The sequence below is a fragment of the Streptomyces sp. NPDC025721 genome (assembly GCF_055558595.1).
The window spans coordinates 112,250-126,662 of the sequence record NZ_JBVHMF010000021.1; the positions used below are offsets into that span (position 1 = coordinate 112,250).

General features: G+C 72.1%; 12 protein-coding genes. 3 read left to right on the forward strand and 9 right to left on the reverse strand.

What is annotated here, in order from left to right; genetic code table 11:
- Window positions 1-363: 363 nt before the first annotated feature.
- The 5 genes from ACZ4EF_RS26285 to ACZ4EF_RS26305 form a co-directional block, all read right to left on the reverse strand.
- Complete coding sequence (locus ACZ4EF_RS26285) at window positions 364-1,503, reverse strand: ABC transporter ATP-binding protein (RefSeq protein WP_467506567.1); 1,140 nt, start codon at window positions 1,501-1,503, stop codon at window positions 364-366.
- Window positions 1,500-2,681: an ABC transporter ATP-binding protein gene (locus tag ACZ4EF_RS26290; RefSeq protein ID WP_467506568.1), complete on the reverse strand. Its 1,182-nt coding sequence runs from the start codon at window positions 2,679-2,681 to the stop codon at window positions 1,500-1,502. Before ACZ4EF_RS26290 ends, ACZ4EF_RS26285 begins: the two co-directional genes overlap by 4 nt.
- Before the next feature lies 1 nt (window position 2,682).
- Entirely contained in the window at window positions 2,683-3,669 is a 987-nt protein-coding gene (locus ACZ4EF_RS26295; RefSeq protein WP_467506569.1) for an ABC transporter permease, read from the reverse strand.
- Window positions 3,666-4,643 (reverse strand): ABC transporter permease, encoded by a 978-nt coding sequence (locus ACZ4EF_RS26300; RefSeq protein WP_467506590.1) that lies wholly within the window; start codon window positions 4,641-4,643, stop codon window positions 3,666-3,668. Before ACZ4EF_RS26300 ends, ACZ4EF_RS26295 begins: the two co-directional genes overlap by 4 nt.
- Before the next feature lie 83 nt (window positions 4,644-4,726).
- Window positions 4,727-6,463, reverse strand: coding sequence for an ABC transporter substrate-binding protein (locus ACZ4EF_RS26305; protein WP_467506570.1), 1,737 nt, complete (start codon window positions 6,461-6,463; stop codon window positions 4,727-4,729).
- A 224-nt stretch (window positions 6,464-6,687) separates the two neighbouring features.
- Between ACZ4EF_RS26305 and ACZ4EF_RS26310 the strand changes: the two genes are divergently transcribed.
- Window positions 6,688-8,142 carry an aminopeptidase P family protein gene (locus ACZ4EF_RS26310; protein WP_467506571.1) on the forward strand — a complete coding sequence of 485 codons (1,455 nt, stop codon included), beginning with the start codon at window positions 6,688-6,690 and terminating at the stop codon, window positions 8,140-8,142.
- 126 nt (window positions 8,143-8,268) lie between these two features.
- Here ACZ4EF_RS26310 and ACZ4EF_RS26315 read toward each other — a convergent pair whose 3' ends face one another.
- Together ACZ4EF_RS26315 and ACZ4EF_RS26320 are read right to left on the reverse strand one after the other, a co-directional pair.
- Entirely contained in the window at window positions 8,269-8,979 is a 711-nt protein-coding gene (locus ACZ4EF_RS26315) for a GntR family transcriptional regulator (protein ID WP_355335293.1), read from the reverse strand.
- A gap of 128 nt (window positions 8,980-9,107) precedes the next feature.
- Entirely contained in the window at window positions 9,108-10,796 is a 1,689-nt protein-coding gene (locus ACZ4EF_RS26320) for a carboxylesterase/lipase family protein (protein WP_467506572.1), read from the reverse strand.
- Between the two features lie 106 nt (window positions 10,797-10,902).
- Here ACZ4EF_RS26320 and ACZ4EF_RS26325 point away from each other — a divergent pair, with 106 nt between their 5' ends.
- On the forward strand, window positions 10,903-11,646 hold the full coding sequence (locus ACZ4EF_RS26325; protein ID WP_467506573.1) for a TetR/AcrR family transcriptional regulator: 744 nt from the start codon (window positions 10,903-10,905) through the stop codon (window positions 11,644-11,646).
- A gap of 3 nt (window positions 11,647-11,649) precedes the next feature.
- Here ACZ4EF_RS26325 and ACZ4EF_RS26330 read toward each other — a convergent pair whose 3' ends face one another.
- Window positions 11,650-12,198, reverse strand: a complete 549-nt coding sequence (locus ACZ4EF_RS26330) for a DUF4383 domain-containing protein (RefSeq protein ID WP_355335301.1) — start codon at window positions 12,196-12,198, stop codon at window positions 11,650-11,652.
- A gap of 153 nt (window positions 12,199-12,351) precedes the next feature.
- Window positions 12,352-13,050, reverse strand: coding sequence for an RNA polymerase sigma factor (locus tag ACZ4EF_RS26335; protein ID WP_467506574.1), 699 nt, complete (start codon window positions 13,048-13,050; stop codon window positions 12,352-12,354).
- A gap of 168 nt (window positions 13,051-13,218) precedes the next feature.
- Between ACZ4EF_RS26335 and ACZ4EF_RS26340 the strand changes: the two genes are divergently transcribed.
- Entirely contained in the window at window positions 13,219-14,244 is a 1,026-nt protein-coding gene (locus ACZ4EF_RS26340; RefSeq protein WP_401720093.1) for a MerR family transcriptional regulator, read from the forward strand.
- Window positions 14,245-14,413 lie beyond the last annotated feature (169 nt).

The following is a 14,413-nucleotide window of genomic DNA, read 5'->3' on the forward strand; positions in this document are numbered from 1 at the left end:
AAGCGTGGTTTGGGGTTTGCGAACCGGGACCGGGAACAGATCCACCGTGGGTGGACACCTGGGGGGAGAAAGCCAAAGAAAGCTGCGGGCACCCCCCCCCCCCCCCCCCCCCCCAGGCCGTTTCCCCGCTCCCCCGCGCCCGGGAATTCCCCGCGCCCGGACCGCGCCCGCCCGCGCGCAGGCGGACGCGGCGGAGCCGCTCGACCCCGCTGTCCGGCGCACGGAGCAGCCCTGCCGACCTGACCCGTGCCTCGGCCGGTCAGGCGGCCCCGTCAAGCGGTCCGAGCGTGCGGCTCTGTCAATCGGCGTGTTTGTGCGGCCCCGTCAGTCGGCGTGGTCGTGCGGCCCCGTCAATCGGCTCCCTCAATCGGCGTCCGGGAAGTGGCAGGCGACCTGTCGGCGCGGCGGACCGGCCAGTTCGGGGCGGGTGACGCCGCAGATCTCCTGTGCCTTGTGGCAGCGCGGGTGAAAGGCGCAGCCCGACGGCGGCGCCGCGGGACTGGGCGGATCGCCGCGCAGCACGATCCGCTGCCGCACGCGTTCCACCGCCGGGTCGGGTACCGGCACCGCCGACAGCAGCGCCGCGGTGTACGGGTGCGCGGGGCGCTCGTACACCTGGGACTTGTCACCGATCTCGACGACACGACCGAGGTACATCACCGCCACCCGGTCGCAGACCCGCTTGACGACCGAGAGGTCGTGGGCCACGAACACGTAGGCCAGGCCGAGTTCGTCCTGGAGACGTTCCATCAGGTTGACGATCTGCGCCTGCACCGAGACGTCGAGCGCCGAGACGGGTTCGTCCGCGATGACCAGCCGCGGTTCGGTGGCCAGGGCGCGGGCGATGCCGACCCGCTGCGCCTGCCCGCCGGAGAACTCGTGCGGATACCGGTCGAGGTGTTCGGGCAACAGGCCGACGAGGTCGAGCAGTTCGGCGGCGCGGATCCTGGCCCGGCCGGCCGACGTGCCCTGCGCCAGGAGCGGGTCGGTGACGATACGGGCCACGGTCTGCCGGGGGTTGAGCGAGGAGTACGGGTCCTGGAAGACCATCTGGATGTGCCGCCGCAGCGGCCGGAGCCGCCGCTGGCCCAGATGCGTGATGTCCTGTCCCGCGAACCGGATACTGCCGGCCGTGGGTTCGAGCAGCCGCACCACCATCCGTCCGGTGGTGGACTTGCCGCATCCCGACTCGCCGACCAGCCCCAGCGTCTCACCGGCCGCCAGGTCGAAGCCGACCCCGTCCACCGCGCGCACCGGGGCCGTCGCCCTGCCCAGCCGCCGTCGTCCGGGGAAGGTCTTGACCAGGCCGCGGACCGACAGCAACGGCGGTTCGCCGCCCGGCTCCAGGGCGGGCGGCGGTCCGCCGTCCGCGGCGGCGACGGGTTCGAGGTGCCATCGCCGGTCGGGGGCGGTCCCGGCGCGCTGTCCGTTCGTATCGGCGACGGCCGCCCCCGTACCGGGGCCTGATCCCGTCGCCGGTCGTGCTCGGTCCGTGCGCTTCATCGCGTTTCCTTGACGGTGAGGGGCGGCCCGCTCCGGGCGTCCGCGGGCGGATCGGCGGCGGACCGCGCCGCCGTCGTCAGATGACAGGCGGTCAGATGCGCCGGGCCGGGCGGGGCCGCGGCGGCCTCTCCCCCGCCGCCGGGGACCCGTGGGACCCCGGCGGCCTCTCCCCCGCCGCCCTTCCCCGGCGGGGCCGACCCCGCGCCGCGCACCGCCTCCAGGGCCGGGCGCCGGGTGGCACACCGCTCCCGCTCCGGCTCGGACGCGACCGCCGCCCGGGGGCAGCGGGGCAGGAAGGCGCAGCCCTCGGACAGGCTGAGCAGCGAGGGCGGTGAGCCCGGGACGGTACGCAGCGGCGCGTCGTCCGCGTCGTCCAGCCGGAGCAGCGAGTCGAGCAGCCCGCGCGTGTACGGGTGGGCGGGCTCGGCGAACAGCGCGTCCACCGTGGCCTGTTCGGCCGCCCTGCCGCCGTACATCACCAGCACCTCGTGGGCGACGCGGGCCACCACTCCCAGGTCGTGGGTGATCATCACCACCCCCAGACCGCGTTCCTGCTGGATGCGGGCGATGAGTTCGAGGATCTGCGCCTGCACGGTGACGTCCAGCGCGGTGGTCGGCTCGTCGGCGATGAGCAGGTCCGGCTCGCAGGCCAGGGCCATGGCGATCATCACGCGCTGCCGCATGCCGCCGGAGAACTGGTGCGGGTACTCCGCGACCCGCCGGGCGGGTTCGGGGATGCCGACCTCGCCGAGCATCTCCACCGCGCGGCGCCGGGCGACCGCCCGGCCGGAGCGGAAGTGCCGCCGGTGCGCCTCGGCGATCTGCTCCCCCACCGTGTAGTAGGGGTGCAGGCTGGACAGCGGGTCCTGGAAGACCATCGCCATCCGGCGCCCGCGCAGCGCGCTCAGTTGCGCACCGCTCAGACCGGTCAGCTCCCGGCCGCCCAGCGCGATGGAACCGGTGACCTCGGCGTCTTCGTGCAGTCCCATGACCGCGAGCGAGGTGACGGACTTCCCGGAGCCCGACTCCCCGACCAGGCCGAGGGTCCGCCCCTTCTCGACGGTGAAGCCGATGCCGTCGACGGCCCGTACCGGACCGCGCTTGGTGCGGAAGGAGACGGTGAGGCCGTCCACGCGCAACAGCGGCGGCGTGGCCGCGCCGGCGGTGTCCTGGTCCATCTCAGTACCTCACCCTCGGGTCGATGACGGCGTAGAGCAGGTCCACGACGAGGTTCGCGCCGACGATGAAGAAGGCGGCCAGCAGCGTGACGCCGAGGATCACCGGCTGGTCGGAACGGCGGAGCGCGTCGAAGAAGAGCTGGCCGACACCGGGAATGCCGAAGATGCTCTCGGTGATCACGGCGCCCGCCAGCAGGCCGCCGAGGTCCATGCCGAAGAGGGTCAGGACCGGTGTCATCCCGGAGCGCAGCCCGTGCTTGAGCACGACCGTGCGCTCGGGCATGCCCTTGGCCCGCGCGGTCCTGATGTACGGCTGGGCCATCGCCTCGATCATCGAACTGCGGCTCTGGCGTGCGTACATGGCCGCGTACAGCAGGGCCAGGGCGATCCAGGGAAGCAGCAGGTTGGACGCCCAGTGCACGGGGTCGCGGGTGAGGGCCACGTAGGACGGATAGGGCAGCACCCCGGCGATGCGGACCGCTCCCCAGATCAGCACCATGGCGGTGAAGTAGACGGGAAGCGAGGCGGTGGCGACCGCGCCGACCATCAGTCCGCGGTCGGTGAGCGACCCCTTCTTCAGGGCGGCGGTGACTCCCGCGCCCAGCCCGAGGACGAGCCACAGCACGGCCGAGCCGACCGCGAGCGAGACGGACACCGGCAGCCGGTCGGTGAGCAGGCTCCACACCGGCAGCGAGTTCTCGTAGGAGTAGCCGAAGCAGGGGAAGCCGCAGTGCACGGCGTGCGGGCCGCTGCCCAGGTCGCGGCCCGCGAAGATACCGGTGAGGTAGTCCGCGAACTGCCGCCAGACCGGCAGGTCGAGGCCCATCATGTGGCGGACCTGCTCGACGCGTTCGGTGCTGCAGGACTTTCCGCAGGCCGCCGCGGCCGGGTCGGCGGGCAGCAGATAGAAGATGGTGAAGGTGATGGCGCAGACGGCGAGCAGCACGCCCGTCACGCCGATCAGCCGGCGGATCACGTAGAGCGTCACGACCGCCCTCCCCGCGGGTCGAGGATGTCGCGCAGGGCGTCGCCCAGGACGGTGAAGGCGAGGACCGCCAGGAAGAGGAAGACGCTGGGGATCACGAAGAACATCGGGTCCGTGTCGTAGTAGACGACGGCCTGGGAGATCATCTGCCCCCAGGACGAGGTGGGGGGCCGCACACCCACACCCAGGAAGCTGAGCGCCGCCTCGGTGCTGATCATGCCGGGGACGAGCAGGGTGGTGTACGCGATGACCGGCCCCGACACGTTGGGCAGAACCTCGCGGGCCAGGATGCGCGGCGCCGTGGAGCCGCCGACCCGTGCCGCGTCGACGTACTCGCGGTGCCGGAGCGACAGCGTCTCGCCGCGGACGATGCGCGCGATACCGGGCCAGCCGAACAGGCCGATGACGCCGGTCATCAGCGCGACGCGGTTGACGTCCTGGGCCACCGACATCATGGCGATCATGAAGATGAGGGAGGGGAAGGACATGGTCAGGTCCATCAGCCTGCTCAGGACGCTGTCCACCCGCCCGCCGAAGTAACCGGCGGTGATGCCCGCGGCGGTGCCGACGACGACCACGATGGCCGTGGCGGCGAAGGCGATCATCAGCGACACCTGTGCGCCGTACACGACGCGGGCGAACAGGTCGCGTCCGGTGGCGGGTTCGACGCCCAGCCAGTGGTCGGCGCTCATGCCGCCGAACGAACCGCGGGGCATGCCGCCGAGGTAGGGGTCGATGGCGCTCTCGTCGAACTCGTCGGGGCGCCAACCGCCCAGTCGGGCCAGGAGCGGCGCCGCGACGGACACGACGATCAGCACGACGACCGCGACGAGGGAGCAGCGGGCGGCGGGCTCGTGCCACAACTGCCGCCAGGCACGCCGCCACGGGCCGCCGGTGGTGTCAACTAAGCCGCCGGACAGGTGAGTTGATGGTTCGTCAGATACTTTCGGATCGGTCGGATGCATCGGATTCGGCAGGTCGGTGGAGCCGCTGGGCCGCGACCGTCGGGCGCGCCGCCGCCGGGCGGTCTTCCGCTCTGTGGTCATGCCGGTGGCGCCCTTCACCCCTGGCTCTTAGCGGGGTCCTTGAGGCCGATGACCGCGAAGTCGAACTGCCCGGTCCACGCCGAGTGGCCGAACGCGCCCGCCACGTTGGTGCCGACCAGCAGCGGCTTGCGCTGCCACAGCAGCGGTACGGCGGGCGACTTGTGCATGATCGTCGCGTCGAGGCCGATCCAGGCGACCTTCGTCTGGTTGGCGTTGGACATCGCGGCGATCTGGTCCATCCGCCGCTCCACCGCGCTGTCGCGGAACTGCGAGAAGTTGCCCTGGTTGCCCTTGGCCTTGATGGTGCGACCGTCGAAGACGAAGGGCAGGAAGGTCGAACCCGAGGGGTAGTCGGGACACCAGCCGCTGAGCGTCATGTCGGGTGCGTGGGCGGTGTCACCGACCGTGTCGTAGAAGACGGACGGGTCCACGACGTCGATCCTCACCTTCACCCCGGCCTTGGACAGCGACGCCTGAAGCGCTTCGGCCCTGGTCTTGTCCCCGGTGGCGACGGTGAGCGTGGCGTCCAAGGCCGGCTTGCCCGCCTTGGCCAGCAGTTCCTTGGCGCGCGCCGGGTCGCCGGACGGCGGCACGTTGTACACCGGGGCGACGAACCCGCCGGTCAGCAGCGGCGGCAGGTAGTGGGTGGCGATGTCGTTGAGCGCCGGTCCGCCGTCCGCGGTGACCTGCGCCGACCTGTCGACGGCGTACTGCATGGCCTCGCGGACGGTGGGATCGGTGAACGGCCCGCGCGCGGTGTTGAGATAGAGCATGTCCGTGCAGCCGGTCGGCTCGGCGGACAGCCGCTCCCGTACCGACCGGTTCGGCAGCACCTTGGCGACGCTGGCCGCACTGAGATTGGCCCATTCGACGGCCGAGGCGTCCGCGCCCGAGCTCGCGATCAGCCGGTCGTCGATCTGTCCGCCCTGCAGACCCATCGTGACCACGATGCGGTCCGGGTACGCCTTGCGCACCTGGTCGGTCCCGGGGCTCCACCGCGCGTTGCGGACCAGCACCATCTCCTTGCCCCGCTTGTAGCTCTCGATCTTGTACGGGCCGGAGGAGAACGGCCGCAGGTCGTACCGCACCCCGGTCTCGCGGGCCTTCGGGACCGGCGAGAAGGTCGGCAGGGTGACGGTGTACGAGAACTCGGCGACCGGCCGCTTGAGGTGGAAGACGATGGTCCGGTCGTCCGGCGTCCGGATGGAGTCCAGCTCCTTGCCGGTCAGCGGCCCGGTGTAGCCGTCGGTGTCCGCCAGGTACTGCCGGGCGTAGTCGGGGCCGCCGGTCAGGTCCGGCGAGAACGACCTCTCGACGTTGTACTTCACGTCCTGCGCCCTGATCGGGGTGCCGTCCTCGTACGTCAGGCCCGGTTTGAGGGTGAAGGTCCACACCCGCCCGTACTCCGAGGAGCGTCCGAGGTCGGTCGCGAGGTCCGGCACGATCGTGCCGCCGGCGGTTCCGGGCGCGGCCTTGAAGGTGGTGAGCGTCCGGTAGAGCAGCCGGGTGCCGAAGTCCATGGTCGGCATGACCCAGTTGCGGGCGGGGTCCAGGTGGTCGAAGTCCTGATTGGACAGCACGGTGAGGGTGCCGCCGCGCTCGGGAGTACCGCCGATGACGGTGCCGGTGGCCACTCCCGGGGCCTTGTGCTCTCCGTCCCTGCTCTTGGTGTCGGCCGAGCAGGACGTCGCGGCGAGGGCCAGCGAGGTCGTTATGCCGATCGCCAACGCGACGCTGATGCGCTTGGTCATGGTGTGTCACTCCGTTGTGAGTTCCCGGCACCGCGACCGCCTTCAAGGGGTGAGAAAAGGGCGGCCGCCAGGACACCTGTGCGATGTGACTCGTAACATAGTAATGTGACATTGCATTGACAAGCCGTCAGCTCTCTCGTTACCGATCCGTGCCTCACCCTCCTCGTTCGCCCTGTTCGGCCGCTTTCCTCGTTCGCGCACCGACCCGAAGGAGTCGCGCACCGATGACCGAACCCACCACCCCACCGCACACCGGCAGCCACGATCTGCCGGTGTCCTCCGCTCTGGGCGACTTCATGGCCACCGCCTGGGCGCCCAGCCCTCTCCCGCCGGAAACCGGGCTGCCCGCAGAGGAGTTGACGACCGGTCGCCGCGCCCGGCTGTCCGCCCGGTTCCCCGGCGAGCGGCTGATCATTCCGGCGGGACGGCTCGCCGTACGGTCCAACGACACCGACTACCGCTTCCGCCCGCACACGGCGTACGCCTGGCTGACCGGCTTCACCGGCGAGGACCAGCCGGGGAACGTCCTGCTGATGGAGCCGGCGGGCAGCGGCCATCAGGCCGTGCTGTACCTGCGGCCCCGCTCGCCCCGTACCGGCCAGGAGTTCTACCGGGACCGCCGTTACGGCGAGTTCTGGGTCGGCCGACGTCCCGACCTCGACGAGGCCGCCGCCCTCAGCGGGCTGCGCTGCGAGCACCTGGACGACCTGGTCAAGCCGCTGACCGGAGCCTCCCCTCCGGTCCGGCTGCTGACCGGAGTGGACCCGGCCGTCGAGGAGTTGGTCGGCTCCGGGAACCACCAGCCCAGCGGTGACGCGGAGTTGGCGACCGTCCTCGCCGAACTCCGGCTGGTCAAGGACCCCTGGGAAGTCAGCCAACTGCAACTCGCCGTCCACCACACGACGAGCGGCTTCGAGGACGTGGTCAGGGCGCTGCCCCAGGCGCTGCGGCACCCGCGCGGCGAGCGCTGGATCGAGGGAGTGTTCGCCCTGCGGGCGCGCGCCGAGGGCAACGGGGTCGGCTACGAGACCATCGCCGCCTCCGGCGCGCACGCCTGCGTCCTGCACTGGATGGGCAACGACGGCCCGCTGGACCCCGCGGGACTGCTGCTCCTGGACGCGGGAGTGGAGACCGACACCCTCTACACCGCCGACATCACCCGCACCCTGCCGCTGTCCGGCCGCTACTCACCGGCCCAGCGCACCGCGTACGAACTGGTGCTGGCGGCGCAGGAGGCGGGCATCGCCGCGCTGCGCCCGGGGGCGCGCTTCCGCGACTTCCACCTGGCCGCGATGCGGGTCATCGCCGAGGGGCTGTACGACTGGGGCGTCCTGAAGATCCCGCCGGAACAGGCGTTGAGCCCCGACAGCGGCGTGTACCGCCGCTGGACGCTGTGCAGCAGTGGTCACATGCTCGGCATGGACGTGCACGACTGCGCGCGCGCACGGGCCGAGACGTATCTCGACGGCGTTCTGGAGGAGGGGCAGGTGCTCACCGTCGAGCCCGGACTGTATCTCCAGCCGGACGACGAGACGCTGCCGCGCGAACTGCGCGGCATGGGCCTGCGGATCGAGGACGACCTGGTGATCACCGCCGACGGCGCGAGGCTCATGTCCGGTGCGCTGCCACGGACCCCCGACGCGATCGAGGAGTGGATGGGCGGCCTCCTCAACCCCTGAGCGGTCGGGGTCGGCGTCCGGCGGCGACGGCCGCCGGACGCTCCCGTCGGTGACGGCCTCGTCCGCTGCCGGGCGACGCCCCGGACCGTACGTCAGGCCATCCCGTACGTCTGGCCATCCCGTACGTCAGGCGGTCCCGAGCTGGAGTCCGTTGGGCGCGGTCGCCGCCCCCTCGGCGCCGTCCGCCCACAGTGAGCGAACGTGGCCCAGGTGGCGGCTGATGCACTCCTGTGCGCCCTCGGAGTCGCGGGCGAGCATGAGGTCGAGCAGTTCGATGTGCTCCTGGGCGGACGCCACCAGTCGACCGGTCTCGTCGAGCCAGTTCAGCCCGTACAGCCGAGAACGTTTCCGTAGGTCGCTCACGACCTCCACCAGATGGCCGTTGCCGGCCAGGGCGAGCAGTCCGAGATGGAACCGGCGGTCGGCCTCCAGGTAACCGATCAGGTCGTGTCCCCGGGCCGTCTCCACGATCTCCAGGGCGAGCGGTCGCAGCGCTTCCAGTTGCTCGGGGGTGGCCACCGCGGTGGCCCGCCCGATGGTGGGGACCTCGATCAGCGCGCGGATCTCGGTGTACTCGTCGAGATCGCGTTCGGTGATCTCGGTGATACGGAAGCCCTTGTTCCGCACCGCCTCGACGAGTCCTTCCTTGGCGAGGTCGAGCATCGCCTCGCGGACCGGGGTGGCCGAGACGCCCAACTCGGCGGCCAGAATGGGCGCGGAATACACCGCACCGGGCCGCAGTTCGCCCGCGATGAGAGCGGCACGCAGAGCGTTGGCCACCTGGTCGCGCAAGTGCTCCCGTACGGGAATGACACCGCGCGACGACAAATGAGCCATGACCGATCCTCCAGACACACGAACTCCCAGCATACAATGTGACGTTGCCCCACAGGGAGGGAGCGGGGTTCCGGATCCGGAGTCCCGCCGGGCCGTGAGCCCGGCGGGGACGGGCGTCGCGGCAGCGGTCAGCCGCCGACGGTCCGCCAGAAGCCGCACTGGTGTTCCCGGGCGAGGTCGACCGGCTCCGTCTTCCCCGCTTGCAGGGACTGGACGTGCCGACCGGTGCCGAAGCGGGGCCAGGGCGCCGTGCCGGGGCCGTTCGGATCGCCCGTGTAGGCGAACTGGGCCCAGTAGCGGATCATCGTGTCGGCGAGTCGGCGCTGAGCGGGGGTGGCCGGACCGGGGAGCTGCTCGTCGGCGAAGAGGTACTGCAACTCGCTGCCGTGGAACGCTCCGGTGGGGAAGTCGGGCTTCTTGAGGGTGCTGAACCAGGGTGCCTCGTCGTCGGCGAACTCGTAGGCGTAGGTCGGCACGTGCTGATCCAGGGCCCGGTCCCGGTCGAGGACGGTGCACCCCCAGGCCCAGTCGGTGACGACGGCGGAGAGCGCCTCGCCGGGGGACGTGAAGCGGTCGGCGGGGTAGCGGGCCAGGACGCGGGCCGCGTCGGCCGGGGTGAACAGTGTCCGGATCTGCTGCCGGTAGTCGGCGTCGGTCGTCGTCCGGCCGGTCACGGCTTCGATGGCCGCGGTGAACAGCCGGTGTTCGTCCCGGGTCGTTCCCTGGATGACGGGGACCCGGTTGAAGTGGCCGGTGGCGAACGCCTGTTCCGGGCTCACGGGCAGAACGCCGCCGCCGACCGTCGGCCCTGACCCGACTCCGTCGTCGGACCACTTGAGGAGTTCCTTCACGGGTGCGGCGCGCAGACAGGCCGCCGCTGTCCGGAGGTCGGGGCAGCCGACCTTTGCCGCGACGTCGAGTCCGTGCCCCTCGCGCTCCGCGCGCGGCAGCGGGAACCAGGTGGGCGGGCCCGGTGACCAGTGGCGTCCCGTGCACTCGGCGCTTTGCAGGATCGCCCTCTGGAACAGGCCCGTTGACCCCGGCGCGACGAGATGCGCGCAGACGCTGGTGCCACCGGCCGACTCGCCGAAGAGCGTGACGTTCGCCGGGTCGCCGCCGAATGCCGCCGCGTTGCGCTTCACCCAGCGCAACGCCGCCTGCTGGTCCTCCAGTCCGAAGTTGCCCGACAGGTGTTCGGCCGGGCCGTGGTCGAGGGCGGGATGGTCGAGGAATCCGAAGACACCGAGCCGGTAGTTGATGCTGACCACGACCACCTTGCCCAGACTGGCCAGGCGCTGTGCGTCGTAGAGGCTTCCGGCGCCGTTGATGAAGCCGTTGCCGTGGATCCACACCATCACCGGCAGCTCGCGGGCGCCGCCGCTCGCGGGCGTGGTGACGTTCAGATAGAGGCAGTCCTCGCTGCTGCTCTGCTCGTCGATGAGCCCCGCCGACTGTGCGCATCGGTTGCCGGGCTCGGTCGCGGTCCGTATGCCCGGCCAGGACGCGGCCGGTTGGGGCGACGCCCAGCGCAACCGCCCGACCGGCGGGGCGGCGTAAGGAATCCCCTGGAACATCCGGGTGTCCGTGCCGAGGCGGCCTTCGACCAGGCCGGTGTCCGTCCTGACCACGGTGGCGGGACCGCCTCGGCCGCCCTCCGCGCGCTGGGCCGGCTGCGCGTGTCCGGCGGCGCAGCCGGTCATGGCGCCGCCGATCATGACGGCGCCGACCAGAGCGGTCAGCAGGGCCCGTAGGCGCGGTCGCGCCCTGACCTGTGGCCTGCGACGTCCTGGGGCGCGGTTCTGACCTGGGAGATTCATCGGCGTTCACATCCTCAAACAATTCGTGTGGGGTCCACACTAATATAAAGTGTGAGGCGCCCACAAAGTCAATTCCCCCTGGGGACGAGACATGGAGATGAGCCCGATGACGACCGGTGACGACGAGGCGCTGCCGCCCGGCCTCGCCCAGGCGTGGGGACTGGCCCCCAAGACGGGACGGCTGGGCCGGAAGCCCTCGCAGAGCGTGGAGGGAATCGTCGAAGCGACGGTCGCGCTGGCCGACGCGGAAGGCTTCGCGGCCCTGTCCATGCCGAACATCGCCAGGCGGGTGGGACTCACCGCCAACGCGGTCTACCGGTACGTCAGCTCGCGGGACGAACTGCTGGTCCTGGTCGCGGAGACCGCGTGGGGCCCGGCACCGGAGCTGGAAACCGGCGCGGACCGGTGGCGAGCGGCTGCCGCCCGTTGGACCAGGGCGATGATCGGGCGCTGCGACACGCACCCGTGGCTGCCCGACCTGCCCATCCGCGGGGCGCCCGCGACCCCGAACCTGCTGCGCTGGACGGAAGTGCTGCTCGAAGCGCTCACCGGGGCCGGGCTGAGCACCGCCGAATCGCTAGGGTGCGCGCTGCTGCTCGACGGTTACGCACGGCGCATCGCCGCCACCCGCCGCGACGTGCACGACAGCACCGCGGCGCCGGTGCAGTCGGCCGCCGTGGCGCGCTTCCTTCAGCCGCTCCTGCGCGAGCACGGATATCCCATCCTCGCGGCCATGATGGAGCGCGAGGAATACGACGACGACATCGCCGACGACGACGTGGACTTCGGCCTGACCCGGATCCTGGACGGAATCGAGGTCCTGATCACCCGGCGGACGACGGCCCGCTGAGAGTCAGCGCGGCTGCGCGCCGGGGGCGCGGGGCGCGAGGGCGGGACGGGGCGCCGCGGACGGGGCAGCGGCGGCGGCCTCGCGATCGGCCTGTTCGGGGTGACGGCTGCGCCAGTACGGGTTGTCGTGCGGGAGGCGGCTGCTGACGCGGCCGTACATCCCGAACGTGATGATGAGCAGGCCCATCACGAAGCTGAAGATGACATTGGGCATACGGAAGTTCAGCACGTTCGCCGAACGGTCCAGGACGGCGAGATTGACGAAGCCGCTCAGGAGGAACAGGGCGCCGACGGTCATGTTCAAGGTGGAGGCGAAGTTACCGCCGACGATGCCGCCGAGGATCAGGGCGGCGCCCACCACCAGGGAGATCACGCTCAGCGCGCCGTTGGTGCTCAGACCGGCGACTTTGGACCCATGGGTGTCGAAGAAGCCCAGCGCGTCAGCGAACCCGAGTGCTCCGAAGACGATCAGCACCAGGCCGCAGAAGGCGGCGCCGAAGCGGTAGACGGTGGCCAGGTGGTGATCGCGCGGGAGTTCGTCCTGCAGCTTCATCGCCGTCTCCTCTGTGGGGCGGGCAGATCCGTATGCCGCGGATGCACTGCTTTCACACTCTCCAGGGTGGCCCTTTTGTCCGGATCTCTCATCTCGCAGCGTTTTTGCAGCGTGTCGTGTCATGGGCGCTACGGCCTCCGGGTCCGCCCCGCATCAGCCGAGCGCGGCGTCCGCCTGGAGGAGCGCCCGCAGCCTGCGCAGCCCGCGGCGCGAATGGCTCTTGACCGTGCCGAGCGGCAGACCGGTGCGCTCGGAGATCTCGGCGTGGGTGAGGTCCCAGTAGAAGGCCATGCACAGCACCTGCTTCTGGGCGGCGGGCAGCTTGGCCAGCTCACGGGTCACGAAGACCCGGTGGAGCGCGGCGTCGGGCTGAGCGTCGGCGTCCGGCTCGGGCGGCAGGGCGGAACCGGCGTTGGCCACGAGTACGGAGCGGCGCGTGCGGGCGGAGAGCGCGTCGGCGATCTTCCGGTGCGCGATGCCGATCAGCCATCCGGCCAGGGACCCGCGGTCCGGCCGGTAGCCGTGCCGGCCGCGCCACGCGGCGAGGAAGACCTGCTGGGTGACATCCTCGGCCTCGCGTGCGTCGCCGAGCGACCGGCGGGCGAGCGCGTGGATCAGCCCGCCCCAGCGGTGGTAGGCGGCGGCCACGCAGTCCTCGTTGCCCCGCACCAGACCGGCCGCCAGCTCCGAGTCGGCCAGGCCCAGCTCGGCCGGTTCCCACAGCGGCGCGTCGGACCCGCCCCGGCCGTCGGCGGAGCGGGCGGGCGCCGGTACGGCGGGGGGAGCGGACGCGGCGGCAGCGGATGCGGACGCGGGCTCGTGCGCGGGTTCCGCGACGGTGCGTACGGTCATGGAGCTGCCCTTCTTCGGTCGGGTTCCTGCCGGGCGGGCCGCGAGCCGCCGGGAAGCCCGGCGCGCGGGGCCGCTTGCCGCCGATGCGGCGGGGTCGGCTCGTCCTAGCGTGCGAATCACCGGCCAGGTGGAGCAACTCGCACCGTTTCTGCGTCGTATATTGAAGAGATGAGCGAGGAGACGGGTGGGACGCAGGGGGCGTCGGGAGCGCGGGAGCCTGTCGAGGCCGGGATCGCCACGGGTGCGCTGGCGCGGCGGCTCGGGGTGTCCGCCACGACGGTGCGGTCGTGGGACCGGCGGTACGGGATCGGCCCGGCGGTCCGTTCGGACGGTCGGCACCGGCGCTGGGCTCCGCGGGACGTGGCCGTTCTGGAGGAGATGTGCCGGCTCACCGCCTCGGGCGTGCCGCCCGCGGAGGCGGCCCGCGCCGCTCAGGCCGCCGCCGGCACCGCGCCCGCGCCCACGAGCCCGGCGTCGGCCGGGCCGCCCCGGCCCGCCACTCGGCAACCGGCCGCCGGGAGCGGCCTGCCGCTCGGGGATGTCCGGCAGGAGTGCCGCGGGCTCGCGCGGGCCGCGGTGCGGCTGGACGGCCCGGCGGTGGACGCCCTGCTGACCGACCTGGTCGAGCGGCACGGGCTGGTCGTCGCCTGGGAGGAGGTGATGGCGCCGACCCTGCGCGCCGTCGGCCGCAAGTGGCAGACCTCCGGGGAGCGGTACGTGGAGGTCGAGCACCTGCTGTCCTGGCACGTCTCGTCGGCGCTGCGCCGGGTCCGCCCGGCGCCGACCGTCACCGGGGCGGCGCCCGTACTGCTCGCGTGCGTGCCCGGCGACCACCACACGCTTCCGCTGGAGGCGCTCACCGCGGGGCTCGGAGAGCTCGGCCTGTCGACCCGGATGTTCGGCGGGGCGGTGCCGGTCGACGCCCTGGACGAGGCCGTACGCCGGATCGGCCCGGCGGCCGTCGTGCTGTGGTCCCAGTCCCGCTCCACCGCCGACCGCCCGCTCGCCCGGCATGTCGCGGCCACTAGCTGGGGCGTCAAGGGCGCCCGTACCCATCCGATGGTCTTCCTCGCCGGTCCCGGCTGGGCCGGCCCCCTGATGCCCGGCATGCTCAGACCCCAGGGCCTGCGCGACGCCCTGTCCGCCCTGAGCCGCATCGGCTCCCCCACCCCACCACCCACCGCCGCCCCCTGACCCCCTCCGGGGGGGGCACGCCCCGGCCAGTCCTCAGCCGAGGCCGAAGCAGGCTCAGCGGCAGCCCGTGGACGCCCCGGCCAGCAGCCGACACCGCCGCAGGCCGACGCGCACGCACCGGAAGCCCCGGGACGCCGTCCGGGTGGCCCTCAGCCGACATCGCCGCAGG